Source organism: Leisingera sp. CC-HEC093 (assembly GCF_059429195.1).
In genome coordinates this window covers 2,063,233-2,086,710 of the sequence record NZ_JCAIJR010000001.1, presented here as the reverse complement: position 1 = coordinate 2,086,710, position 23,478 = coordinate 2,063,233, and the positions used below count along the sequence as shown (strand labels likewise).

At 62.7% G+C, this 23,478-nt stretch carries 21 protein-coding genes; 8 read left to right on the top strand and 13 right to left on the bottom strand.

Annotation, left to right across the window (positions count from 1 at the left end; genetic code table 11):
* The first annotated feature begins 272 nt into the window (after window positions 1-272).
* The 6 genes from AC5STB_RS10045 (at window position 273) to AC5STB_RS10020 (ending at window position 7,947) form a co-directional block, all read left to right on the top strand.
* The gene (locus AC5STB_RS10045; RefSeq protein ID WP_495442764.1) at window positions 273-2,360 is read left to right on the top strand and encodes a serine/threonine-protein kinase; all 2,088 of its coding nucleotides are present in this window, start codon (window positions 273-275) and stop codon (window positions 2,358-2,360) included.
* Window positions 2,361-2,484: 124 nt separating this feature from the next.
* A complete protein-coding gene (locus AC5STB_RS10040) occupies window positions 2,485-3,624 on the top strand; it encodes a peptidoglycan-binding protein LysM (RefSeq protein WP_495442763.1) in 1,140 nt (379 codons plus the stop codon).
* A gap of 82 nt (window positions 3,625-3,706) precedes the next feature.
* Window positions 3,707-4,804: a LysM peptidoglycan-binding domain-containing protein gene (locus tag AC5STB_RS10035; RefSeq protein WP_495442762.1), complete on the top strand. Its 1,098-nt coding sequence runs from the start codon at window positions 3,707-3,709 to the stop codon at window positions 4,802-4,804.
* Between the two features lie 86 nt (window positions 4,805-4,890).
* The gene (locus tag AC5STB_RS10030) at window positions 4,891-5,721 is read left to right on the top strand and encodes an FHA domain-containing protein (RefSeq protein WP_495442761.1); all 831 of its coding nucleotides are present in this window, start codon (window positions 4,891-4,893) and stop codon (window positions 5,719-5,721) included.
* Window positions 5,705-6,655, top strand: a complete 951-nt coding sequence (locus AC5STB_RS10025; RefSeq protein WP_495442760.1) for a PP2C family protein-serine/threonine phosphatase — start codon at window positions 5,705-5,707, stop codon at window positions 6,653-6,655. The genes AC5STB_RS10030 and AC5STB_RS10025 overlap by 17 nt, the downstream gene beginning before the upstream one ends.
* Before the next feature lie 2 nt (window positions 6,656-6,657).
* Window positions 6,658-7,947, top strand: a complete 1,290-nt coding sequence (locus AC5STB_RS10020; RefSeq protein WP_495442759.1) for a hypothetical protein — start codon at window positions 6,658-6,660, stop codon at window positions 7,945-7,947.
* 26 nt (window positions 7,948-7,973) lie between these two features.
* Here AC5STB_RS10020 and AC5STB_RS10015 read toward each other — a convergent pair whose 3' ends face one another.
* From AC5STB_RS10015 to AC5STB_RS09995, 5 genes are all read right to left on the bottom strand, one after another.
* The gene (locus tag AC5STB_RS10015; protein ID WP_495442758.1) at window positions 7,974-8,762 is read right to left on the bottom strand and encodes a hypothetical protein; all 789 of its coding nucleotides are present in this window, start codon (window positions 8,760-8,762) and stop codon (window positions 7,974-7,976) included.
* A gap of 39 nt (window positions 8,763-8,801) precedes the next feature.
* Window positions 8,802-9,167 carry a hypothetical protein gene (locus tag AC5STB_RS10010; protein ID WP_495442757.1) on the bottom strand — a complete coding sequence of 122 codons (366 nt, stop codon included), beginning with the start codon at window positions 9,165-9,167 and terminating at the stop codon, window positions 8,802-8,804.
* Window positions 9,168-9,254: 87 nt separating this feature from the next.
* Complete coding sequence (locus AC5STB_RS10005) at window positions 9,255-10,160, bottom strand: dynamin family protein (RefSeq protein WP_495442756.1); 906 nt, start codon at window positions 10,158-10,160, stop codon at window positions 9,255-9,257.
* Window positions 10,157-12,265 carry a dynamin family protein gene (locus tag AC5STB_RS10000; protein WP_495442755.1) on the bottom strand — a complete coding sequence of 703 codons (2,109 nt, stop codon included), beginning with the start codon at window positions 12,263-12,265 and terminating at the stop codon, window positions 10,157-10,159. Before AC5STB_RS10000 ends, AC5STB_RS10005 begins: the two co-directional genes overlap by 4 nt.
* A gap of 592 nt (window positions 12,266-12,857) precedes the next feature.
* Window positions 12,858-13,286 carry an ABC transporter substrate-binding protein gene (locus AC5STB_RS09995; protein WP_495444588.1) on the bottom strand — a complete coding sequence of 143 codons (429 nt, stop codon included), beginning with the start codon at window positions 13,284-13,286 and terminating at the stop codon, window positions 12,858-12,860.
* 16 nt (window positions 13,287-13,302) lie between these two features.
* On the opposite strand from AC5STB_RS09995, the gene AC5STB_RS09990 reads away from it, so the two are divergent.
* Window positions 13,303-13,848 carry a hypothetical protein gene (locus AC5STB_RS09990; protein ID WP_495442754.1) on the top strand — a complete coding sequence of 182 codons (546 nt, stop codon included), beginning with the start codon at window positions 13,303-13,305 and terminating at the stop codon, window positions 13,846-13,848.
* 255 nt (window positions 13,849-14,103) lie between these two features.
* A complete protein-coding gene (locus AC5STB_RS09985) occupies window positions 14,104-14,964 on the top strand; it encodes a DMT family transporter (protein ID WP_495442753.1) in 861 nt (286 codons plus the stop codon).
* 23 nt (window positions 14,965-14,987) lie between these two features.
* On the opposite strand, the gene AC5STB_RS09980 is transcribed toward AC5STB_RS09985, so the two are convergent.
* The 8 genes from AC5STB_RS09980 to AC5STB_RS09945 all read right to left on the bottom strand — a co-directional run bounded on the left by AC5STB_RS09980 (window position 14,988) and on the right by AC5STB_RS09945 (window position 23,378).
* Window positions 14,988-15,908 (bottom strand): nucleoside hydrolase, encoded by a 921-nt coding sequence (locus AC5STB_RS09980; RefSeq protein WP_495442752.1) that lies wholly within the window; start codon window positions 15,906-15,908, stop codon window positions 14,988-14,990.
* A 16-nt stretch (window positions 15,909-15,924) separates the two neighbouring features.
* Complete coding sequence (pth, locus tag AC5STB_RS09975) at window positions 15,925-16,602, bottom strand: aminoacyl-tRNA hydrolase (protein ID WP_495442751.1); 678 nt, start codon at window positions 16,600-16,602, stop codon at window positions 15,925-15,927.
* Between the two features lie 78 nt (window positions 16,603-16,680).
* Complete coding sequence (locus AC5STB_RS09970; protein WP_495442750.1) at window positions 16,681-17,922, bottom strand: NAD(P)/FAD-dependent oxidoreductase; 1,242 nt, start codon at window positions 17,920-17,922, stop codon at window positions 16,681-16,683.
* Between the two features lie 138 nt (window positions 17,923-18,060).
* On the bottom strand, window positions 18,061-18,702 hold the full coding sequence (locus AC5STB_RS09965) for a 50S ribosomal protein L25/general stress protein Ctc (RefSeq protein ID WP_495442749.1): 642 nt from the start codon (window positions 18,700-18,702) through the stop codon (window positions 18,061-18,063).
* Window positions 18,703-18,848: 146 nt separating this feature from the next.
* Window positions 18,849-20,591, bottom strand: a complete 1,743-nt coding sequence (locus AC5STB_RS09960; protein WP_495442748.1) for a di-heme-cytochrome C peroxidase — start codon at window positions 20,589-20,591, stop codon at window positions 18,849-18,851.
* Window positions 20,592-20,689: 98 nt separating this feature from the next.
* A complete protein-coding gene (locus AC5STB_RS09955; protein ID WP_495444587.1) occupies window positions 20,690-21,856 on the bottom strand; it encodes an alpha-hydroxy acid oxidase in 1,167 nt (388 codons plus the stop codon).
* Window positions 21,857-21,996: 140 nt separating this feature from the next.
* Window positions 21,997-22,788 carry a tryptophan synthase subunit alpha gene (trpA, locus tag AC5STB_RS09950; RefSeq protein WP_495442747.1) on the bottom strand — a complete coding sequence of 264 codons (792 nt, stop codon included), beginning with the start codon at window positions 22,786-22,788 and terminating at the stop codon, window positions 21,997-21,999.
* Between the two features lie 92 nt (window positions 22,789-22,880).
* Window positions 22,881-23,378: an acyloxyacyl hydrolase gene (locus AC5STB_RS09945; RefSeq protein WP_495442746.1), complete on the bottom strand. Its 498-nt coding sequence runs from the start codon at window positions 23,376-23,378 to the stop codon at window positions 22,881-22,883.
* Between the last annotated feature and the right edge of the window lie 100 nt (window positions 23,379-23,478).

Below are 23,478 nucleotides of genomic sequence, written 5' to 3'. Positions count from 1 at the left end.
GCAATAGCTGCACCTCGCTCGATTGCATCCGAACTTGCCCGAAATACCGGGAATCAGTTTGCGAACTGTCTTAAAAAAGAAGGCCATACGCCAGGTGCTCCCCCCCCCTGCGGCCTTCTTTCAGGAGCGCCAAAGCTCCCTCAGGAGGCCACTTTCGCCAATATTCCCTGTTTGCGCCTTATTGTCGCCGGTTTCTCAACAGATCAGCTTAACAAAGAATTAACGCATAAGGCGGGCAACAGCCGCATAAACGTTGAGAGGGGAGCAACAGAATGGCACTCAATTCGCTTGTGGAGACGTCAGTTGAAGCGGATCAGCAGGATGATCTGCAGCCGGGCACGTCGCTGCTCCACGGCCAGTACACCATCACCCGGTTCCTGAACAATGGCGGCTTCGGCATTACGTATCTTGCCAAGGACAGCCTGGACCGAACCGTTGTGATCAAGGAGTGCTTTGCCGATGCATTCTGCCGCCGGACCAACGCTCTCGTCAGTGCCCGGTCGCGGGCCCATCAGGGTGAACTGAAATCGATCATCCGCCACTTCATCCGCGAAGCCCAAAGCCTGTCCAAACTGGAGCATCCGAACATCGTCGGCGTGCATCAGGTGTTTGAGGACAACGACACCGCTTACATGGCCATCGACTATGTTGACGGCCGCGACTTGCAGGACATCCTGGAAGATCAGGAGACCGTCCTGACGCCGGAGCAGATCACCGGTATGACCCGCAAGCTGCTGTCCGCAATTGGCTACGTGCACGACGCCAAGCTGCTGCACCGTGACATTTCTCCCGACAACATCCTGCTGACCAAATCAGGTGAACCGGTTCTGATTGATTTCGGCGCTGCCCGGGAGGAAACCGGCTCGGATGGCCGCAAGTATTCTGCGCTGCGGGTGGTTAAGGACGGCTACTCGCCGCAGGAATTTTACATTGCCGGCAGCGAGCAAGGCCCCTGGAGCGACCTCTATGCGCTGGCCGCCTCTCTCTACCATGTGATTCGGCGTGAGGCGCCGGTAAACGGCCAAGCACGGCTGGTGGCCATCGCTGAGCAGCGCCCAGACCCCTATGAGCCCTTGGCCGGTGCCATAGAGGGCTATCCCGCGGGCTTTCTTGAAGCCATCGACAAGGCAATGAACACAAAGCCTGCAATGCGCCTGCAGTCCGCCGCGGAATGGCTCGCGATGCTGGATGGAGAGCCAACAGCGCCTGCGGCGCAAGAAGCCGCCAACAGTACCGCGGCCCCGGCCCCGGAAAAGAAGCACCGCAGCCTTCTCCCGGCGGTCTCAGCGCTGGCGCTCATGGCCGGGGTGGCGGCAGCGGGCTATGCCTTCTACGGCACCTCCGGCGCCGCTCCCGATGAAACCGCCGCTGCGGCAACCGGAAGTTCTGCAGCGGACGTGCAAGCCGCGGCAGCAGAGAACACTTCCGAAACCGCACAGCCCGCGACTGAAAGTGAAGCGAATTCCGCCGCCGTCAGCCTGACTGCGGATGCCCCCGCAGCCCCCCTTCAAAGGGCCCCGGAGACCGTAGAAGCGCCGGCGGCAGCATCGGAAGGCGCTATTACTGGCGGAGCGGAGCAAGAAAGCGCGGCTGCAACGGCTGAGGCTGCAGCAGAACCGGATCAAAATGCCACTGGAGCCGAACTGCAAGCGGCCAATGACACAGAACGGGCAAGTGCAGCAAAGAATGAGATTGCGGCCGACGCGGATGCAGCCATTGCGGAAACCGCTGCTGCGCAACCCGCGCCGGAACCGGTATCCGGGCAGGAGGTCACCTTTGCCCTTTGGGACGTGTCGATCCCCTTCGAGTATGAAGAAACGGCCATTCGCAAAGCCCAGGTGGTTTCCATTACCGGCGTCGCTGAGGATATCGACCTGAACAAGGCCGGGTCCTGGATCGCACCCGGTGTTGAAATCCTCACGGTCAATAATCAGCCTCTTGCAGCGGATTCCCGGTTTGCCACGCAACTCCTGAATGCGCTGCAGATCGATCCGGACGGCTACACCCGTGCCTCCATCCGGTTCAAGGATGCCGAAACCAAGCGTTTCGAACTGGGGCTGCTGGCAGTTCCGGTGGTGCGGCGGACCGGTATGAATAGCGGCCTCCAATTCGAAGCCAGACAGCTGGACGGCGAATGGATCACGGCTGTCAGCCAAGCGGCTGCCGACGGATCCGCCGATCTTCTGCCCGGGGATGTGCTGCTGCGCGAAACCACAACCGGCACCAGTTTGACCCAAGCAAATTCAATGTCTGAAATTATGCAGGCCCTCAAGGATCGGAATGCCCCGGCGGCAAGCTTCGACATTCTGCGTGACGGGGCCGCGGCCTCGGTCAGCCTGAAACTGGCCGGAAGCAGCTAACGCCCCTCCGGCCTCTCACTCAAAAACAAGCATCAGGCGGTCAGCCTTACCAGCGGCCGTTCCCAGGAGAGCTTTGCCTCTCTGACCCACAAGGACAGTTTATATGCGGAATACTGCAAGATTCATGGGTGCCTCTCTGATCGCCATCGCGGCCGCCGGGCAGTCTGCTCAAGCTCAAGAAGCCTGTCAGGTGTACGACGTCCAAGCCGGCGACAACCTGCGGGAAATTACCGAAAAGGTCTATGGGCATTCCAAGTTCAGGGTGATCTACAACGCCAACAAGGCAGTCATCGGCCGCAACCCGAACATCATCGAAATCGGCATGCAGCTGGTCCTGCCCTGCGCCGACGGCAGCCTGCCGGCAGAGGTGCTTGCAACTGAGACAGCTGAGGACCAGGCGGCTGACGCACAGACTGCTGAAGCACAGGCAACTGCAGAGGAACCCGCCGCAGCTGAGGCGCCGGCCGCCGAATCCGCAGCAGCGGAAACCCCGGCTGCTATTGCCGCACCCGAACCGATTGTCCTGCTCACCGGCAATGATTTCCCGCCCTTCACAGGCGAGGATTTGCCCGGACGCGGTATGTTCACGCAGCTGATCGAAACCGCCGCCCTGCGCGCCGCCCCGGACGCCGCAGTCTCTGTAACCTTTGTGAACGACTGGGAATCGCATCTGGAAACCCTGCTGCCCGCCATGGCCTTCGAGGGGTCCTTTCCCTGGCTGAAACCCGACTGCGGCGACTATGAGCTGCTGTCCGCCGGCGACAAGTTCCGCTGCGACAGCTACCGCTTCTCCGATCCCTTCTATGAGGTCGTCGATGGTTTCTTTGCCAGTACCGGCAGCGCCTACGCCACAGCCTTTGACTACGGCGACCTGAAGGGAACCCGCATCTGCCGCCCCGAGGGGTATTCCATGGCCCATTTGGACACCGCGGGCCTCACCGCGGACACGGTGAAGTTCTACCGTCCGGTCCAAATAGCAGAGTGCTTCACCGCACTGGCCGCAGGCGCCGTCGATGTGGTGGCCCTCGATACCCTGGTTGCCAGCGACACACTCGCCACCATGGGTCTGGCCGGCCAGATCCAGGAAAACCCGAACCTCGGCGAGGTGAAATCCCTCCACGCCATCGTTCACAAGGATCACCCCCGGGCCCAGGAAACCCTGGACCTTCTCAATCGCGGACTGAAGGACATGTCCGTTTCCGGCGAATGGTACGCCATCGTTTCCAAGGCCCTGCAGCGCGAAATCAGACATCTCACCAACTGACCTCCCCCCCTCAAACCTCACAACACTGCCTGCGTCATCTGCGCACGGACGGCGGTGCCCCATTGAAAAGGAACTAACTCTCATGACGATGATCAAATCCCTGGTTCAATACGGTGCAACCACCGTAACCGCCGCCCTGCTTGCCGCCTCTTCGGCAGCCGCCCAAGAGGCCTGTGCGCCCTACACTGTTCAGGATGGCGACAGCCTCGGCTCCATCGCCCAGGCCGCCTATGGTTCCTTTGACTATCAGATGATTTTCAATGCCAACCGCAACGCCATTTCAAACCCCAACAGCCTGGACCCGGGCACAGTCCTGCAGATCCCTTGTGAGGACGGCCGCCTGACTGCCGACAGCGAAGTAACCGACATCATTGCCCAGGAAGAGGAAAAACAGTCCAAACGGGCCAAGTCCAGCATCTATGAGCCGCCGATCAAGATGGTGTCCGGCAACGGCTGGGAGCCCTTCACCGGCGAAAGCCTCAAGGGCGGCGGCATGCTGGTGCGCCTGGCCACCACTGCGCTCAACCGCGGCGGCAACGACCGCGAATACAACCTCAGCTTCGTTGATGACTGGAAGGCCCATTTCGACACCCTGCTGCCGCTTGGCGCCTTCGACGTCTCGATCGCTTGGTACAAACCGGCAGATTGCTCCAACCTCGAAAACACAGACGCGGACACCAAGTACCGCTGCACCCAGCTGAATTTCTCGCTGCCGATCTATGAATCCGTGTCCGCCCACTGGACCATGGCCGACAACGCCTATGCCAACGTCAAGGACTATGCAGATTACGCCGGCGCCAAGATCTGCCGCCCGGAAGGCTGGTCCCTGGCCGAGCTGTCCGGCGAAGGCCTGGTGGAGCCGGTGATCTCACTCGTGCATCCGACCTCTGCGGTTGAATGCATCCGCAAACTGGTGACCGGCGAGGCCGACATGGCGCTGCTGGACCTCGAAGCGGGCGATGCCGCAGTCCGCGAAGTGGCTGAAGCAGAAGGCAAGGTGCAGCTGAACTCCAACCTGTCTCAGCTGCAGGCGATCCACTTTGTGACCCACAAGACCAACCCGCGCGGCCGAGTCTACCTGACCCTGCTCAACAAGGGCCTGAACGAGATGCGCGAAAGCGGCGAATGGTACGCGATCATCGCTGACAGCCTCGCAGAGTTCAACAAGATCGGCAGCTAAGCCAGCCTCCCGGCCATGCCCTGCCGCGGGCATGGCCGGCGGCCGCCTCCGCTCTGTTTCATGACACAAACACAAAGGCTGACATTATGGGATTTTTCGGAAAACTAATCGGACGGCAGGATCAACAGCCAGAAATTGAACCGCTGGACCGGCTGCGGGACAGCGACGACGCCATGCAGCAGGACGTGCTGCAGGCCGTTGCCCGGCGCACCAGAACCGTGGAACTGGACCTGGGTCCGGACACTGCCGAAGACAGCCAGCAGAAAGCCGGTTCCGTGGCGGCGCCCACCGATGCGCCGGAAACCGCCGCGGGCATTTGGGATCTTGAACCTGCAGCAACACCCGCACCAGCCCCGTCTGCCTCTGCCCCGCAAATGCCCCAGCCGGGCGGCGAGCTGCCGGATCTGACTGCGCATGTCAGCGCTGCCCCCGCCCGCAAACGCCGCGCCAAAACCCGCCTCTTGGGTTTTGATACGTCCGACGGGCAGGTTGTCGATCTGTTCAATGCGTCCGCGACCGCCAGCCCGGCCCGCGATACCCGTTTTCCGGTTGGCTGGATTGTGGTCGCCGACGGCCCGGGTTACGGCGAATGCTTCACGCTGAAGGCCGGCATGTCCGCCATCGGCCGCGGTGAAAATCAGGCGATTTCGCTGGATTTCGGCGACACCGCAATTTCCCGCAGCAATCATGCCGCGATCGTCTTTGACCCCGAAACTTCGCAATTCTTCCTGGGCCACGGCGGCAAAAGCAACATCGTGCGGCTGAACGGCCAGCCGGTCATCAGCAACGAGGTTCTGAAAAGCGGCGACCTTATCCGCCTGGGCGAAACCACGCTGCGCTTCATGGCGTTGTGCGGCGAAGACTTCAACTGGACCGGCACCGGCACGCAGGAGGCGGAACATGTGGAAATCGCCTGAACCGCGCTTTGACGTCGCCGCAGCGATCTGCCAGGGCGCGCGCGACTATCAGGAAGATGCCATCGTCACCGACTTTCCGGCAGGAACCGACATCGGCATGGCGATCCTGGCGGACGGCATGGGCGGCCATGCCGCAGGGGACGTCGCCTCCAAGATGGTGGTGACCGAAGCCTTCAGCAAACTGAAGTTCGAAAGCGTCAACTTCGCAGAGTACGAAAACCAGATCCCCTATCACCTGACCTATGCGGCCTCCGAAGCGAACAGCTGCGTGCAGGAATACGTCCAGGACAACCCCAGTGTCCGCGGCATGGGCGCAACGCTGGTGTCGCTGGTGATGATCGAGGACCGGCTGTACTGGCTGTCAATCGGAGATTCACCGCTGTATCTGATGCGCGGCGGCAAGCTGAAGCAGCTGAACGAGGACCACTCGATGGCGCCGCAGATTGATATGATGGTTAAGGCAGGCCTGCTGGACGAGGCCGCCGCGCGCGATCATCCGGACCGCAACTGCCTCACCTCCGTCATTCTGGGCGACCGGGTGACGCGCACGGACTGCCCCAAGACCCCCTTCCGTATGGAAGTCGGCGACATCGTCGTCGTGTCCAGCGACGGGCTGCAGTTTCTGGAAGATGCACGGATCGAAAAGATCCTGCACAAGTACCGCCGCCGCAAGAGCGCGGAAATCGTCGAACGCCTGCTGGCCGCATTGGATGACCTGGCGGACCCGGACCAGGACAATATTTCCTTTGCGGTGATCAAGCTTAACCACAACAAACCGGTAACACGGCAGATCCGCCGCAAGCCGGTGGACCTGGCCGCCGACAACTCGGTCCATGCAACCCGCGTGGTGGCGATGAACAGCAATTCCTACGATCCGCCGCAACTTCCGGAACAGGATGGCAAGGTGGTCAAGCTGGCCGCGAAAGGGCGTTAGGCATGACGCAAGCGGAGAAGACCGGACCCGCCGGCGAACTGCAGCGCGCGCTGGCAGAGGGGCAGCTCCCTGCCCGCCTGCAAGCCGCAGCGCAAACGCTGCTGGAAAGGCTCGAACGGCCGGTACGTCTGACGCTCTTCGGTCTGCCGGGCGCGGGCAAGTCAAGCGTTCTAAACCTTCTGCTCGGCAGGCAGGTTATCCCGGCCGGCACGGCGCTGCCGGCCTTGCAGATCAGTGGCGGGAGCACTGCAAGCACCCGCTGCACCCTGCCCGACGGCAGCCGCATCAGTCTGCCGGATTTCGACCCTGCAGCCATTGCGGCCAGGGCACCGGTCTTTGTGGAAGCCGAACTGCCTCTGCCAGCCTTGAACCAGATCAGCATCCTTGAGGTTGTTGCCCCCGACGCCGCGGCTCTGGATCGGGCAATCCCCTGGGCCGCAGACAAGACGGATATCGCCCTGTGGTGCACGCAGGAATTTTCCGCAGCCGAGCAGGCAGCCTGGACCAGGGCATCCGAGCAAATGAAGGACAGCGCCTTCCTGCTGCTGACCAAGGCCGACGCCCTGGCTGCGCAAGGTCGGCTGGAACCAGTGCTGACGGGCCTGCAAGACACCGCTTCTGAGCAGTTCAACCGGATATTGCCGCTGGCCACCCTCGACGCCCAGGCCGCGCGGCAGGCGGACGGGTCCGTCGACCGTGACAGGCTGCGCCGGTCCGGCGGTCAGGCGCTCATCTCCGCGGTAATGCACGAAGTGAAACTTGGGCGGCAGGCAGCACAGGACCAGGCCAAGAGCCTGCTCCTGCAATACGCCCCTTCCCTAGCTGAAAATCCAGCAGCTCCAGAGGCAGTTCAGCCTACTGCCGCCCCCCGCCCCGCAACCCCGGAACCACTGCTGGCGAACCTCAAGGCACCTGCAGCGCCCGCCCCTGCCCCCGCCGCCGCGGCACCGGCTGGACGCCCGCTCAGCCCGGAAACCCGGCAAGCTTACACCCAGGCACTGGAGTTTCTTAGCGAACAGGGCCGCAGTTTAAGCCAAGCCCTGCAGGATGGCGCAGCCGCAGACAGCAGCGCACTGATCCGGGAAACTCTGCGTTCAGTGCAATGGCTGGACAACCACCTGGACGCTCACGGCGGCGCTGACAGAGCGCTGACAGGGATGCGCAGCGCGGTATCTGAGGCCGAAGACCTGATCCATCTGATCCAGGTTGAGCAGGATGACACCTCGCTGAGCGATGCCACCAGCGTCCTGCTGCAGCTCAAACGGGACATGCAGGCGCAGCTCGCCGCCTGATGCCAAGCCACGGCCGGGTTTTCACCTTACAGGGTGAAAACCCGCTGCCAGATCTCGTGAAGGCCCGCCAGTTCGGCCTCGCCATGGGCAAACAAGGCGATTTCGCCATCGGCCCACACAACAGAGACGCACAGGCCGCCAACCAGGCTCGGCCCGAGGGAGACCAGGCGCGGCGCCTCAGACTGTTCCGCATGCTTGGCATAAGACGCCTGGAACCGTTCCCACTGAACGTCCGCCACTTTCTGCAGGCTAGCCAATACCGCCTCGTCTTCCGCGGTGCCCAGCCAGGCACCAGCGGAGTGAAGCAGGCAAGCGGCGTACAATTCGGCACTGGCATCGATGAAGAACGCCATGGGCCGTTCCTGTTCAACCAGGTCCAGATCCAGCATTTCTTCCAGCATCCGCAGCGGCAGTCCCAGGCTGCCCTGCCCCCCATTCACTTCGGCAAATCCGGTTTCCACCAGAACCGGGGCTTCGCCCTGCACCAGCCGGACCAATGCCCCGGCGATGGCTTCCAAAGCCTCCGGCTGATCATACGACAAGCCGGAGCCAGCTGTCGGCAGCCCCTCCTGCAGGTCGCTGCTGGCAGAGACCAGCGTCATCAGCCGCCGTTCGGACACAATGAAACAAAGATGGCTCGCGCCCGCCTGGAACCTCACTTGCCGCGGCAGAATGGTGGTACCGATCTCTCCCATAATGGCCGGAAGGGGCGGCGGGAAAAGACCATTGGAGATGACCCGTTTGCCATCCCGGAATTCGGTCTGCCGGGCCCCAAGGGCCGCGAGGTTTCCGGCAACTGCGTCTTCTTGTGTCACAATGAATTTCCCGTTCGAAGGTCTTGGCGCGCAGGTCCGTCAGTTATCTGCACAGATCCGGGCCAGGCAATCCTGCGCTTCTCTCTGAAACGCGGCCACCTCCAGCTCCGGCTTGGCGAGGCACAAAAGCGCATCCGTTGGCTGATCAAGCGACCTGAAGGCCAGCAGCACTCTGTCGGCCTCGCGCACCAGTGCAAAAACCGCAGGCCGGCCGCCCAGCGGCGGCGCCGCGGCGTCGCCCAGCAGGCACCCGGCTTCAGCACAAAGCGCGTCAAGCGCGTGGCGGTCCAGCTTTGACCGGCTGTTGGCCACTAAAACCATGCCAGCAGCCAGGTCAGCATAGGCCAGCGTCCCGCAGGAGGGGAACCTGCCGTGCAGAATGTCCAGTTCTTCCGGTACTGTCATAAAAGAGGCCCTGCCTGATGGGCCGACTCCAGCCGGCCCGCAGGTAGATTCACAAGCGCAATAAGCACCGGATTACAAGCCTCTTTTTCAGGTGTCTGCCAATTCCTTTCGCAGCGAGCTCAGATCCAGCACCGGCCCCTCCTGGCGTCCGCTCGGGCGGGGAGTCCGTTTTTGCCCCTGCGGTCGCACCCGGCGCGGAACAACACGGCCCGGCGGTTGCAGGTCTGCAGCGGCCGCAGCGGGTTCGGGCACAGCCGGATCAGGAGGCACGGCGGCCTGGGGCAGCGAGGGGATGGTTTCCGGCACTCCGCCTGTTTCAGCAGCACGAATGATGGCATCCAGCGCTGCAGCAAAGGCTTTTGCCCCGGCAGCCTCCCATTCCGGGCTGTCCGGAACCGCGGCCAGCGCCTGGGTCAGCGATACCGGGAGAACGCCGGCGAACTGCCCTTCTGTCTCCCGCTCCACCCGGGTCTGCACCCGCAGCTTGTCGAGCGGCCGCGTCAGCTTGTCAAACCTTGTGATCAGCAGCAGGCTGCGCCGCCGCACTTCCTCTGGAATAAGCCCCCAGGCCGCCGCCTCGGACTGCCGCCAGGCCTGGGTGGCGTGGGTACACCACAGAACGCAGTCCACTTCGGCCAGCATCCGCTCCCAGACCTCCGGCGGCATATTGGGGTCGGAGATGCCCGGGAAATCGATCAGGTCGCAGGTTTCCAGCACCGGCGCATCAAAGCTGATCTTCACATTGAGCGTGTCTTCCAGAGGCACCGCCTCAAGATTGCTGAGCGAGACGGGATGCAGGCTGCCATCCAGCGCAGCCCGCCTTGGCGGCGTTTCGCCGGCAGTGATCCACACCGGCGGCAGCCGGGTCGCAATCACCTTCTCGGGCAGAATGCGCCGCCCCAGCAGCAGGTTCGACAGCGTGCTCTTGCCAGCGCTGAACTCCCCCATGATGGCAATTCTGGGTTTGCGCCCCACTCCCTGCAGCTCCGTCATGCTGCTGCTCCTTTTTGCGCCGGCTGCAGCGGTTCAGCTGCCTCAACTGGATCGTTTATGGTCAGTTCCCGGTGCAGAAGGTCCAGCAGCTCTGCCTGCTCCTGCTGCGCCTTGATCCCGAAAAGCGTATTCAGATCGGCCATGCTGATCCTCGTCTTCTCCGCCACATCCATCAGCAGGGCACGCTGTTCCCCGAAGAACTCCAACAGCCGCGTCCTGGCTTCCTGGCGGATCTCAGCAGCCTGCTGCTCTTTCAGCTCATGAATGATCGGCGCCGTTTCCGCCTTGATGAGATCGTGGAAGCTGCTGGCATAGGCCCGGTATCCGCGGCGGCGCTGCCACCAGCCTTTCCACCAGGATGTCTGCAGGTCCAAGGCAATCGTTGCCCCGATCGCAACTGGCGGCGGAACTTCAGGCAGCGCCGCAGGGGCAATGCGGAAATCGCTGACTTCGATGGTAACCGCCTGTTGATAGGCCTCCTCGATTTTCGCGGCCGCGTCGCTGTAGATTTGCGAGCAGGACGCCAGGAGATTTTTGCGCATCACCTGGTGGCCGGACCGGAGCAGCAGCCTCAGGCCGTCCGGCGGATACTGCCAGGTTTCGTTTTCCCCGTAGTTTTCAAGATGCTGGAGCAAGGACGTCAGAGCGCGTTCCAGAAACTTGTTGTGCGCCTGATCAACCCTGGCGGCGAAGACAGAAAACACTTTGTCCAAAGCGGCATCCAGCTGCGCCATGCTGTCGGTTTCCAGACGCCGCAGCAATTGGTTGAGGGCCGCAGGCTCGATCACGGAAATGCGGTTCCCGTCAATCCGCATCGACGCCACCGTGCAGGCGGCCCGCATGCTGGACACAAGGTTTGCCGCCCGCTGACGGGCCTCGGACAGCAACCGGGCACCTGCGCCTTCGGCAATGCGTTCGCCGATGGTCGCGAACAATTCCGGCACCCCCGACAATTGCCACATCAGCTCCGGGTCCGGCAGCACATCCCGCCCGGCATCCTTCAGAACCGGCTGCGCATACTCCCGCAACACGGCGGCACTGTCCGCGCCTAACGGGCATGTGTCCGGAGCCAGCGCAGCATTGGCCCAATGGGCACTGCCAAAGACAATTTTCGGGTTTACCGGCCCGTTCAGCTTTTCCAGCGTCGCCAGAATGCTGTCCCGGATATCGGGGATCTGGCGCAGCGGATCGGACAGCTCGTCAATCCGGTTGACGAAGATCACGATACCTTCCGAGCGGACATTGGAGATCATCCGGATCAGGCCCATATCGACCGAACTCAGCGCCTGCGAAGCGGACAGGACAACCACACACAGGCGGCTGTTGCGCAGGGACTTGATGGTGATCTGCTCGCGCATCAGGAAGGTGTCGTTCACCCCCGGCGTATCGCGCAGGCACAGCGCCAGCGGCAGTGACGGCAGCGGCAGAAACAAGTCGGCGGACTTGGTGATATCCGCGAACCGGCCTTGCTGGTCATTGCTGCCTGCCATCTCGAAGTCGTCACCCAGGCAGACATAGCGCTGCACGAGGTCGTCATCCAGGTGACGGTAATCATGCTTCTGGCCGAGCAGAAGCTCGAACCGCCGCCCCAGGCGCTTGCGGGTCTTCTCCCGCATGTCCGAGATCTGGGCTTGAATCTTCTGAAGCTCCTCATCGGCGCCGGCACGCATGGAAAGCTCGCCGATGCGCCCGCCGTTAGAAACCAGGTGGTCCCATTCGTCGCCGTTGAAGAACTGGAACGAAGCGACGGGGTCTTCAGCCCGCAACCGGACATTGAGATGCAGCGACGTAACCACTGATGTCCAGGGATTCACATCCGCAGGCAGCAGTCCCGGACGGCCCACCATCGCATTGACCAAGGAAGTCTTGCCGGATTTGATCTGCCCGATCATGGTGACACTGGGTTTGAAATCCTCAAGCTCTTTCAACGGCCGGCTGATCTGGCTTGGGCGGCCGCCGGCTTCCAGCGCCTGAATGTCCAGCAAGAGGTCCTTGAGCTCTTCTATCTCGTCAGCAAGGCCTGCGAGCCGGTCATGGCCATGACGCAAAAAGGGAAAGGCGCCAGCGCCTGCTCCAGCGCACGGGCTTTCGGAAATCTCATCCATAAAATCTTCCTTGTCGGTCTGAACGGGCAGCGAATGAAATGGGTTCAAAGATGCCTTCTTTTGTTTTCTGAAATCGGATCAAGCAGCCGCAGAAGGCAAAATTTGGGCAATCCGCGGATGTTTATTTGTCTTCACGGGGAATTTTCATTTTTTCTTAATAAATTCTCAGGTCAGGCACTGCTGCCTGTTTCAGGGCCGTTTCCAAAGGCCAGGAGTGCAGCGGCAGCCGCTTTCTCTCCGCACCATCCATGATCCGGATGCCGGCACTTGTTCCTCCAGTAATGAACCCGCCCCGGCTGGCAAGCACTTCAGCAGCGGAGCCGCAGAAGGCCGGAATTTCCCGTACCCGTCCACCGGCCCCGCCGTTGCCGCCCCTGCATGTCTAAAATGGACCGGGGCGGGAAAGGGCCTTCTTCCGGCCCTGAAATTTTACTTTGGCAGGACAGCAGCTGGCCGCCTTTGATTGCGCTCAGCGCCCCCTGCCTGCCAGCCGCCTTAAATGCGCCGTTACAAATTCGGCCGCCGGGATGCCTGATCCAGCCAAGGCATCTCGCCTTGCAGGACCGAGGCGACATGAAGCGCCCTGGGGTCGTCAAAGGCCCGCGCCACGATCTGCACGCCGACCGGCCGCCCGTTGGCACCGATCCCGGCGGTCACGGCCAGTGCCGGCAATCGTATTGTTCAGCCCTTCCCAGTTCCAGACGCCCACCTGGTCAGAGGTGAAATACTGCATCGTGCAGATACCGTCGGGATTGCCGGTCCAGGACTTCACATACAGCTGCAGATCCGCCGCACGAGCTTCATCAACGCTCCAAAAAGTGCCCTCATCCTGTCCGTTCAGCGATACGATCAGACCAATTTCCGAGAGATGGGCCTGGACGATCTGGGCAATCGCGGCCCGGTTGGCCGTGTTCACGAAATCCAGCCGCACACCCGTGCCTTCTGTTCCGGCATCCGCGATCAATGCACGGGCCGCCTCAGCATCGCGCTGAAGGGGGCTGTGTCGCGGTCCAGAACGCAGGGGACGGTGCGCTCAGGTGGAAAACATCATCCGGCGCGACCGGTGCAACGCCGCCCTGCTGGAGCGCCACGCGGGCTACTACCATATCTACATGAGCCCGGATCCGTCCAAGAACTACCTGTTCAAAAGCATGGGCCGTATCTTTGGCAGCGGGCGGCAATGGTTCTCCAAGGAAATCGAGCGCTACGAAAACGATGAGTTCGCGGCCCCCTCGACGCTGAAACACGCAGGCCTGGTGTTCGAGACGCACCGGCGGATATTCATCACCAGCCGGGAACAGGGCCAGGGCTGCGGCATGTGGACAACAGCCTTGATTGCCTTGGACTATGATGAGCCGTCGTTTCTGCCCGGGCTGCTCCAGGGGATCGAGCCGGAAGGCGGGCATATGCTCTATGGCACCCGCGTCGTTTGGGAGTATCTGGGCAAATCGCCGAACCTGCGGGACGTGTTGCAGCGTTGCGGCGTCTTCAAGAACGGCCATTCCGAGGTGCCCGAATTCGTGCGCAATTCCATCTTCCCGGCAGCCCCTGCTGAAACGGCCACTTCGACAGCCGGATTCTAGCCGAACGCCTGCTCCCCCTCACCCACCATACCGGCGATGATACGCCCTAGGCGGGCGCGGGCACCTGCGTGTCCGTCTGCGTCATTTCCTTGCGGCATCCAGGGCCTGTCAGGCAGCCGGCGCCCTAATCTGGGCCTTGAAACTATGCACTGTACTGCTCCAATCGCCGGTACAGTTTTGTAAAACTGTACTGCCCTGTATCTGTCTCGTCTCCCCCCTCAGCCTTAAAAAAACCCAAGACAGGGGAGAAAGAGCATGCAGACTTCATTTTCAGGCTGGGGCAGCGGGCTGCTGGGTGTCGTGATCTTCAGCGGATCGCTGCCTGCAACCCGCGTCGCTGTCGGCATGCTGGATCCGGTGTTCCTGACCTCGGTCCGTGCCGTCCTTGCCGCCCTCCTCGGCACTGCGCTGCTGCTTCTGCTGCGCCAGCCCTGGCCGCGGCGGCAGGATCTGCCCTCGATTGCAGTAGTTGCAGCTGGGGTAGTGATTGGCTTCCCGCTGCTCACCGCAACGGCGCTGCAGCACATTACTGCTGCGCATTCGACCGTGTTCATCGGCCTGCTGCCGCTGGCCACCGCAATCTTTGGCGTGCTGCGCGGCGGCGAGCGGCCAAGCCCGCTGTTCTGGCTGTTTTCCATCCTCGGCAGTCTGGCGGTGGCGGGGTTCGCCCTGTCACAGAATGCGGATGTGTCGCTGACCGGCGACGCGCTGATGCTGGCGGCCATCATCCTTTGCGGGCTGGGCTATGCCGAGGGCGCACAGCTGTCGCGGCGGCTGGGAGGCTGGCAGGTGATCTCCTGGGCGCTGGCGCTGGCGTTGCCGGTTACGGCGCTCACTGCGCTGGCCGCCCGGCCCGAAACCCTTGCCGGCCTCAGCCTGCCAGTCTGGATCAGCCTGGGCTATGTCTCGATGTTCTCGATGCTGATCGGCTTTGTGTTCTGGTACCGCGGCCTGGCGCTTGGCGGCACCGCGGGGGTCGGGCAGCTGCAGCTGCTGCAGCCGTTCCTGGGCCTGATGCTCGCAGCATGGCTGCTCTCAGAACCGGTTGCCCCCGCCATGCTGGCCGCCACGGCGTTTGTGGTGCTCTGCGTGGCCGGGGCCAAACGGTATGCCTGACGGCCCGCAGGCCGCGATGCGGATCAGGGCAGCACCGCCAGCCGCTTCAGGAACAGCGATTTCACTGCCTCCGCCTCCACTGTCATGCAGACCTTGACCGGCTCCCGCCCGCTGTCCGGCGCGGCCAGCGTGGCACCAGAGGTTTCACCCTCGCAGGACACCTCAAGCGCCACGTCGCGCATCCCGAACAGTTCCGGGTTGGTGCAGGCAATCACCGCCGCCGGGTCATGCAGCGAACAGCCATTGAGGCCGGCGACCTCCCTGTAGAACTTGATGTAGAAATGCGACATCTCCTGCAGCATGCCGCCCAGCTCCGGCGACCTGGCAGCGATGGCCTCAAAATCCTCAGGCCGGCACAGGATGCGGTGAGTGACGTCCAGCCCAGCAAACACGACCTTGGCGCCGCCCTGGCAGACCACATCCGCCGCATGCGGGTCGTGGTAGATATTGGCCTCCGCGTGCGGCGTGATATTGCCGCCCTCCTCCAAGGAGCCGCCCATCACCACGATGGATTTCACATTGCTGATAAACTCCGGATCGCGCTGCATCGCCAGCGCGATGTTGGTCAGCGGGCCGATCGGGCAGACCACCAGCTCTCCCTTGTGCTCCCGCGCCATGCGGCACAGGAAATCGGCAGCGTCCTCGTCCAGCGGTTTCCCCTTGGGCTCTGCCGCCGGAATGTCGCCAAAACCCTCCTCGCCATGCACATAGGCCGAGGGTTTGAACGGCGGCAGAACCAGCGGTGTTGTGGCACCTGAAGCCACCGGCACCTCCAGATCCGCGGCTTCCAGCAGGCGCAGCGCATTGCGGGTGGCCGTCGCGGTGGTCACATTGCCGAAAATCGTGGTCAGACCCAGCAGATCAATGTCCGGGGCCGCGGCGGCATAGAAGATCGCCATTGCATCGTCGATGCCCGGATCAGTGTCGATAATCAGTTTCACCATCTGCCTGTCTCCCGGCTCACTTGAACTTGTCCATCAGTTTTTCCAGCGGCGAGCGGGTGTCCGGCGCCACCTCCTCCCTGTCGGGCTGTTTTGCCTCCGCCTTAGGCTTGGTGGTGGAGCTGCGCGGCGGTGCGACCCGCAGGGCAACAGCATTCATGAACTTGCCGCCGTCCCCCTTAGCCAGTTCCGCCGCGCCGTCCGAGATGCCGCGCATCAGATCGTCCAGCCAGCCCTCATCCGCCTTGGGGAAATCGCGCAGAACGTACCCCGCCACCGCGTCCTTGTGGCCCGGATGGCCGATCCCCAGCCGCACCCGCGCATAGTCCGCGCCGATATGCGAATGGATTGAGCGCAAGCCGTTGTGGCCGGCATGGCCGCCGCCTTGTTTCATGCGCGCCTTGCCTGGCGCCAGGTCCAGCTCGTCATGCAGCACCACCACGTCGGCCGGTGTCAGCTTGTAGAACCGCATCGCCTCCCCTACCGACTGGCCGGAGAGGTTCATGAAGGTTTGCGGCTTCAGCAGCAGAACCTTTTCGCCACCCAGATTGCCCTCGCAGATCAGCGCCTGGAACTTGGACTTCCAGGGGCTGAACCCGTGATCGCCAGCAATCTGGTCCAGCGCCATGAAGCCGATGTTATGGCGGTTGCGCTCATATTTCGGGCCGGGATTGCCAAGGCCGACGAAGAGTTTCATGGGGGTTCTGCCCGATCTGCGTTTCAAGGAAATCGAGTGATGCCCTATTTGGCGCGTGGAATCCAGTGCCGCGCGGCGTCAGGCAAAGCTGCGGTCCGCCGCGAATGGCGCCAGATCGACATTGGGCTGACGGCCTTCTGCCAGATCCGCAATCAGCCGCCCGGTGATGCCGCCCAGGGTCAGCCCGATGTGCTGATGGCCAAAGGCATACAGCACCCGGTCCGACTGCGGGCTGCGGCCGATGACCGGCAGCGAATCGGGCATGGTCGGGCGGTAGCCCAGCCATTCGCTGTCTGGTTCCGGCAGCACCCCCAGCATCTCCGCCCCCTTGCGGGCAATATAGGCCAGCCTGCGCTTGTTCATGGGCGCATCCAGCGCTGCAATCTCCACCGTTCCGGTTAGCCGCAGGCCCTTGGCATGGGGCACAGCATAAAATCCGGCCTCGCCCCAGCCCACCGGCCGCGTCACCCGATGCGCCTCGCCTTCATACATCACGTGATAGCCGCGCTCGGTGCCCAAGGGCAGCTTTTGCGTCCCGGCCCCCTCAATCCGCTTGGAAAATGCGCCGCTGGCGATCACCGTATGGCCCGCAGTGAGGCACTGCCCATCGGCCTGCAGTTCAACGCTCGCGCCCGAGGTGCTGACAGCCTCAGCCTTGGCGCGCAATGTAGTGCCGCCCCTTTCAGTGAAGGCTTGGTGCATCCGGGTGATGAACTCCAGCGGATCGCGCAAGTGCCGCGCAGCATGGAAATGCACCGCACGTTTGACCGGCAACTGCAGCCCCGGTTCCATCTCCAGCGCCTCTTCCGGCGCCACCTCCCGCCACGGGACACCCAAGACGCGGCGGCGTTCCAGATCGGCTGTGGCAGCCTTTGCTGCTTTCGCCGTTGACCAGACCGACAGCTGGCCGCGCTCCACCACCAGATCCTGCGCGCCGGCGGCTTCGATCAGCGGGTTGATCCCGGCATCGGCGTGCGAAAGCAGATCCGCCAAATGGCCCGCGATCCGTTGCGACGGGCCGGGGCGGCAATTGGCCAGGAAGGACAGCATCCAGCGCGGGTTGCGCAGCGCATGGGCATAGGACAGCGACAGCGGGCTGTCCTTGGAAAACATCAGACTGGGCAGCGAGGTCAGCACCGACGGATCATTCACCGGCAGGCAGGCATAGGTCGCCAGCGTGCAGGCATTGCCATAGCTGGTGCCAGAGCCCGGATCCTCCGGATCGATCAGCAGCACCTTGTGGCCGCGCATCTGCGCCCACAGGGCGCAGCTCATCCCCACAATGCCCGCGCCTGCAACGGCAATATCGTAGTCCGCCATGCCTGTCCCTCTCCGGCCTCAGGCGGAAATGGGCCAGCGGCGGGACCGAAAGTCAATCACCGGCAGAGGCCCAGCACACAAAAGAAAACGGGCCCCCGGATGGGAGCCCGTGAAACCGTTGCCCGATGGGCGCGGGTCTTATGCTTCAGCAGCTGCTTCCACTGCTTCGCCTTCTTCGCCTTCGCCTTCTTCGTCATCGGAAGAGGTCAGGCCGCCGGGCGATGCGATGTTTGCAATCACGAAGTCGCGGTCGATGGTCGGCTTGGAACCTTTCGGCAGCTCGATCGACGAGATGGTGACAACGTCGCCGATGTTCAGGCCGGCCATGTCGACAACCAGCTTCTCGGGGATGTCGCCGGCAGTCACAACCAGCTCAACCTCGGGACGGGTCACGTTCAGCATGCCGCCCTTCTTGATGCCGGGGGCCGCATCTTCGTTGATGAACTCAACCGGGATGTACAGGTTGATCTTCGAGGTGCGGCGCAGGCGCATCAGGTCGAGGTGGGTCGGCAGGTCCTTCACCACATCGCGCTGAACGTCGCGGCAGATCACGCGCACATCGTCGTGGCCTTCCACTTTCAGGTTCCACAGGGTGGACTTGAACTGGCCGGCTTTCAGCTTTTTCAGCAGTTCGTTGAACGGGATCTGGATCGCAACCGGATCCGTGTCGCCGCCATAAACCACACCCGGAACCATGCCTGCGCGGCGCGCAGCGCGAGCGGCGCCCTTGCCCGTCCCCGCACGTTCCTGGGCTACGAGATCAGGAATCTCTTTTGCCATCTTAATTCTCCAATATGTCTGCCGGGGTGCCTCCAAGGCTGTCACCCCGCGTGAAGCCGTGCCTATAGACCCGTTCTGCCATTTTGGAAAGAGGATTCCTGCCGCCGCAGCCCTTGCAAGCAGGGCTGCGGCCGTTTTTGCCGGGATCAGATCGACTTCAGATACTCCAGCAGCGCCGTTTTGTCCGCCTCGGACAGGGCAGTGCCGTAATCGTGGCCGCAGCGGCTGTTGCCCGAATCAAGCTGATCGCAGCCGGTGGTCTCGATCACCTGATCAAATGCGCTCTGCTCTGCCGCCATGCCCACCGCCTCAATATCATAGTTCGGACCGGGCTTGAACGACACGGGCCGGTCAGCGGGCGCGGTCAGCAGATCGCGCAGCGTCGGCACTGAGCCGTTGTGCAGATAGGGCGCCGCGGCCCAGATCCCGTCCAGCACCCGCGCTTCGTATTTGCAGCCCGGTGCTGCCGCGGATTTCAGCCTGCCGTCATTGTCGCCGGTGGGGAAAGCCTTGCGCAGGTCCTCAAACTGAGACAACGCATCGCGGTCGTCCTCATTCCCCGGCGTCGCCTCCGCAGCCCTGGCGGTTTTGACAAAATCCTCCCCGAAGGCGCCCAGCGAATGCTGCACAATGGCGCCGATTACCGACACCGCCAGCACGTCGAACGCCTTGGCCTCGGCGCCCAGCGTGGTGCCGGTCAACGGGATGGATGCCCCCTCCAGCACGCCGGTCTTGACCGTTCGGGTCAACACGCCGCATTCCCGCGTGTCGGTGCCCGCATCCAGGATCGGCGTCTCCCAGGTGGTGTGGAAGATCGAGCGGAACTTGCCCTTCTTCTTGCCGTGGCAGGACACGCAGCCGCCCTCAGCCGCCGTGCGGTTGAACACCGCCTCACCCTGCGTGGCCAGATCATGGTCCAGCTCCCACGGCCACTGCGGCGCGCCGATGTCCCAGATCCACTCCTCCAGCTCCTTCAGCCCGTTCCAATTGGCAGAGTTCTGCGAGATGTAATCACGGTTGAACAGCAGCCCGGACTGCGGCTGCGGGTGGAACTCGGCAAAGACGCCATAGACCTCGCCCAGGTTGCGCGACAGCCCCAGCAGGTCATTTCCATTGGCAGAGAACCCGGGCCATTGGGTGAAATCCTGACGCGCCGCGTTCCACAAGAACGGGTAGCGGGTGGGCGCATCGGCCACCGCGATGTTTTCCGGAATCAGATGGTCGTCCGCCGGATCGCCGATATCCAGCCCTGTCAGCCGATTGAAGATCATCGAAACCGCATCCAGCCGCGCAGGCCCCCAGGCCGGATCCGGCAGCGAGCGGTCAATCAGGGTGTGGAACCGGTTGCTCCAGACCTCAACCTCCGCCTTCAGCGCGCTGCGTTCTGAGACAGAGCCGCCGCTGCCCAGCACCTTGTCGGCAAAAGCGTCGAATGTGTCCGCGTCCGCCAGCACCGCCAGCACTGCATCGTCCAGATCCTTCAGGAAGCTCTGGAAATCAACAATGCCGGGGCCGCCGTCGATCCTGTAAGCGGTGCCGCTGACCTCAATCTGGCGGGTGTGGCAGGCGGAGCAGGTCATCCCCACCGCCATCTCCGCACCGCTGCCATTGGTGGTAAAGCCCGCGGGCAGGTCCACCTCCTGCCGCCCGGCCATTGGCAGGTAGCCATAGCGCGCCAGCGCATCGTGCAGGAACATTTCGCCGCCCGGCAGGGTCAGCGCCCGCATCCAGCTGATCGGCATGATCCGCGCGCCCTGATCCTGGGTATAAAACTGCTGGCGCAGGCTGGGCGTCCAATCACTGCCCTGATTGACGTAAACCGTCTGCGCCGCCGCCGGCGCCGCCATCGCTGCCGCACCAATTGCGCAGGTTGCTATCAAGCTCCTCATCAAATCCTCCCGATGTAAAATATCACAACCCAAAGTTGCGCACATGCAGGAGGATTGAACAGCAAAAACTCCGTTCGTTTGTCGTTATTTCGCTGGTTTCACGCTTGCCAGCGGCCGCCGAAATCCTCCGGGATCAGCAGGTTGTGGCGGCCCAGCGCCTCGACCGAGCGTTCGCCGCACAGCGCCATGGTGGTGTCCAGCTCCTTCTGGATCACCTCCAGCGCTGCAGTCACACCTTTCTGTCCCATGGCCCCCAGCCCATAGACAAAGGCGCGCCCGATCATGGTGCCCTTGGCCCCCAGCGCCAGCGCCTTCAGCACGTCCTGACCGGAGCGGATGCCGCTGTCCAGATGCACCTCCACATCGTTGCCCACAGCATCCATGATCTCCGGCAGCATCCGGATCGAACTCAGCGCGCCGTCCAGCTGCCGCCCGCCGTGGTTCGACACCACGATGGCATCAGCACCCAGCTTGGCAGCCATCCTGGCGTCCTCGGCGTCCAGAATGCCCTTCAGGATCACCTTGCCGCCCCACATCTCCATCAGCTTTTCGACTTTGCCCCAGTCCAGCGCCGGGTCGAACTGCTCCGCCGTCCAAACCCCCAGCTGCGAGGTGTCGGAGACGCCGTGCACATGGCCCACAATGTTGCCAAAGTTGCGGCGCTTTGCACCCAGCATTCCGATGCCCCAGGCCCATTTGGTCATCAGATTGGCAATGGTTGCAGGCGTCAGCTTGGGTGGCGCGGACAGCCCGTTCTTCAGGTCCTTATGCCGCTGGCCCAGGATCTGCAGATCCAGCGTGATCACCAGTGCCGAGCATTTGGCATCCTTGGCGCGCTGGATCAGGCGGCGGATATAGTCCTCGTCCTTCATCGTATAAAGCTGGAACCAGAACGGCTTGGTGGTCGCTTCCGCCACTTCCTCGATTGAGTTGATCGACATGGTCGACAGGGTGAACGGCACCCCGAATTCCTCCGCCGCGCGGGCTGCCTTGATTTCTCCATCAGCGTGCTGCATCCCCGTCAGCCCCACCGGCGCCAGCGCCACCGGCATCGCCACGTCCTGGCCAATCATCCGGGTCGCAGTTGTGCGCCCGGTCATGTCCACCGCCACCCGCTGGCGCAGGCGGATCTGCTCAAAATCCGAGGTGTTCTCGCGGAAGGTCTGTTCGGTCCAGCTGCCGCTTTCGGCATAATCATAGAACATCCGCGGCACACGGCGTTCATAGATGCGCTTCAGGTCGTTGATATTGGTGATCACCGGCACCGGACACTCTCCCGCTTTCATTTGGTAAAGTTTCCTTACCAATCCGACCCGCCAAAATCAACGTTCCCTTTGCCGCACCCTTGAAAACGCAAAAACCGCGCCCGAAGGCGCGGTTTTTCAATCCTGATCGGGCCAGAGCGTCACCCCTTGTGGGCGCCATCCGCGAGGGATTTCACAAACGCCAGCACCTCTGCCGGGGATTTGCCTGCGCCGATCTGGCTGACGATGGCGCTGCCCACAACCGCGCCGTCAGAGATTGAGGCAATGTTCTGCGCCTTCTCCGGCGTGTTGATGCCAAAACCCACGATAATCGGCAGATCGGTGGCTGCCTTGATGCGGGCGACCTCGGGGCCCACATCGCCAGCCTCAGCCTCAGCCGCGCCGGTGATGCCGGTGATCGAGACGTAATAGACAAAGCCCGAGGTGTTCTGCAGCACCTTGGGCAGGCGCGCGTCGTCGGTGGTGGGGGTCGCCAGGCGGATGAAGTTCAGCCCCGCCTTCTGCGCCGGGATGCACAGCTCGTCATCCTCTTCCGGCGGCAGGTCCACCACGATCAGACCGTCGATGCCTGCAGCCTTGGCATCCTCCAGGAAGGTGTCCACGCCGCGGCTGTAGATCGGGTTGTAATAGCCCATCAGCACGATCGGGGTGGTGTCGTCTTCCTTGCGGAAATCGGCGGCCAGCTGCAGCGTCTTTTCCAGCGTCATACCGGCGTCGAGCGCGCGCTGGCCGGCCAGCTGGATAGTCGGCCCATCAGCCATCGGATCGGTGAACGGCAGGCCCAGCTCGATGATGTCAACACCGGCACCCGGAAGCCCCTTCACAACCTCCAGCGAGGTGTCGTAGTCCGGGTCGCCCGCCATCACATAGGTGACAAAGGCTTTCTTGCCGGCGGCATTCAGTTCGGCGAATTTGGCATCAATACGGGTCATGGGCGGGCCTTTTGAAATCTGTCCGCCCCGGTGTGCCGAATGTTGCGCGGGAAATCAATCCCGCGCAGTCCGGCCGCCGTTTGCAGCCCGGCTCAGCTGCCCAGCGGAATATGCCAGCGCAGGGTCAGTGTGTTCACGCCCGGGTTTTCATCCGCGGTGGAGGCGTTGGACTTGTGGCTGAATGCCAGCGACACTGCCTTGCCGTTCCGGAACCGCTTGCCCACCGCCAGCAGGCTGCGGATTTCAAAGGCGGAGCCAAGGTCGTTGGCCGGCTCGCTGTCGTGATAGGCACCGGGCATCACGCTGGTTTCCAGGAACCAATCGTTGTTCAGATCCAGCACGCCGCTGATGCCGACGCCGGCAAATATGTCGCCGGTCTCCTGCACCTCCAGCGTGGCGCCGAACCGCGCCGACAGCCTGCCGCGCTCGTGAAACGGCGCATGCAGGTAGTCCACGGCAAACATGGCACCGTCTTCGGCGCCTTCGCGGTGATAATCGGAATACCCCAGCCCCAGGGTAACTTCTTGCGCAGCTGCAGGCAGCGCCATGGCCGCCGTGAATGCCGCCGCCAGTATTGTTGTCTTTTTCATTTCCAGCCCCTCGGAAAATAATGACTTTTGGCCAAGCTTTTTTGCAGCACTCTTCTAAAACTCCCTAAACTTTTTCCAAGGGCCTTATGAAAAATCAGTG

Bases quoted from the DNA above. Each gene is read 5' to 3' on its own strand.
- AC5STB_RS10045 (WP_495442764.1), top strand. From the start codon at position 273: ATGGCACTCAATTCGCTTGTGGAGACGTCAGTTGAAGCGGATCAGCAG.
- AC5STB_RS10040 (WP_495442763.1), top strand. From the start codon at position 2,485: ATGGGTGCCTCTCTGATCGCCATCGCGGCCGCCGGGCAGTCTGCTCAA.
- AC5STB_RS10035 (WP_495442762.1), top strand. From the start codon at position 3,707: ATGACGATGATCAAATCCCTGGTTCAATACGGTGCAACCACCGTAACC.
- AC5STB_RS10030 (WP_495442761.1), top strand. From the start codon at position 4,891: ATGGGATTTTTCGGAAAACTAATCGGACGGCAGGATCAACAGCCAGAA.
- AC5STB_RS10025 (WP_495442760.1), top strand. From the start codon at position 5,705: ATGTGGAAATCGCCTGAACCGCGCTTTGACGTCGCCGCAGCGATCTGC.
- AC5STB_RS10020 (WP_495442759.1), top strand. From the start codon at position 6,658: ATGACGCAAGCGGAGAAGACCGGACCCGCCGGCGAACTGCAGCGCGCG.
- AC5STB_RS10010 (WP_495442757.1), bottom strand. From the start codon at position 9,167: ATGACAGTACCGGAAGAACTGGACATTCTGCACGGCAGGTTCCCCTCC.
- AC5STB_RS10005 (WP_495442756.1), bottom strand. From the start codon at position 10,160: ATGACGGAGCTGCAGGGAGTGGGGCGCAAACCCAGAATTGCCATCATG.
- AC5STB_RS10000 (WP_495442755.1), bottom strand. From the start codon at position 12,265: ATGGATGAGATTTCCGAAAGCCCGTGCGCTGGAGCAGGCGCTGGCGCC.
- AC5STB_RS09985 (WP_495442753.1), top strand. From the start codon at position 14,104: ATGCAGACTTCATTTTCAGGCTGGGGCAGCGGGCTGCTGGGTGTCGTG.
- AC5STB_RS09980 (WP_495442752.1), bottom strand. From the start codon at position 15,908: ATGGTGAAACTGATTATCGACACTGATCCGGGCATCGACGATGCAATG.
- pth (WP_495442751.1), bottom strand. From the start codon at position 16,602: ATGAAACTCTTCGTCGGCCTTGGCAATCCCGGCCCGAAATATGAGCGC.
- AC5STB_RS09970 (WP_495442750.1), bottom strand. From the start codon at position 17,922: ATGGCGGACTACGATATTGCCGTTGCAGGCGCGGGCATTGTGGGGATG.
- AC5STB_RS09965 (WP_495442749.1), bottom strand. From the start codon at position 18,702: ATGGCAAAAGAGATTCCTGATCTCGTAGCCCAGGAACGTGCGGGGACG.
- AC5STB_RS09960 (WP_495442748.1), bottom strand. From the start codon at position 20,591: ATGAGGAGCTTGATAGCAACCTGCGCAATTGGTGCGGCAGCGATGGCG.
- trpA (WP_495442747.1), bottom strand. From the start codon at position 22,788: ATGACCCGTATTGATGCCAAATTCGCCGAACTGAATGCCGCCGGCAAG.
- AC5STB_RS09945 (WP_495442746.1), bottom strand. From the start codon at position 23,378: ATGAAAAAGACAACAATACTGGCGGCGGCATTCACGGCGGCCATGGCG.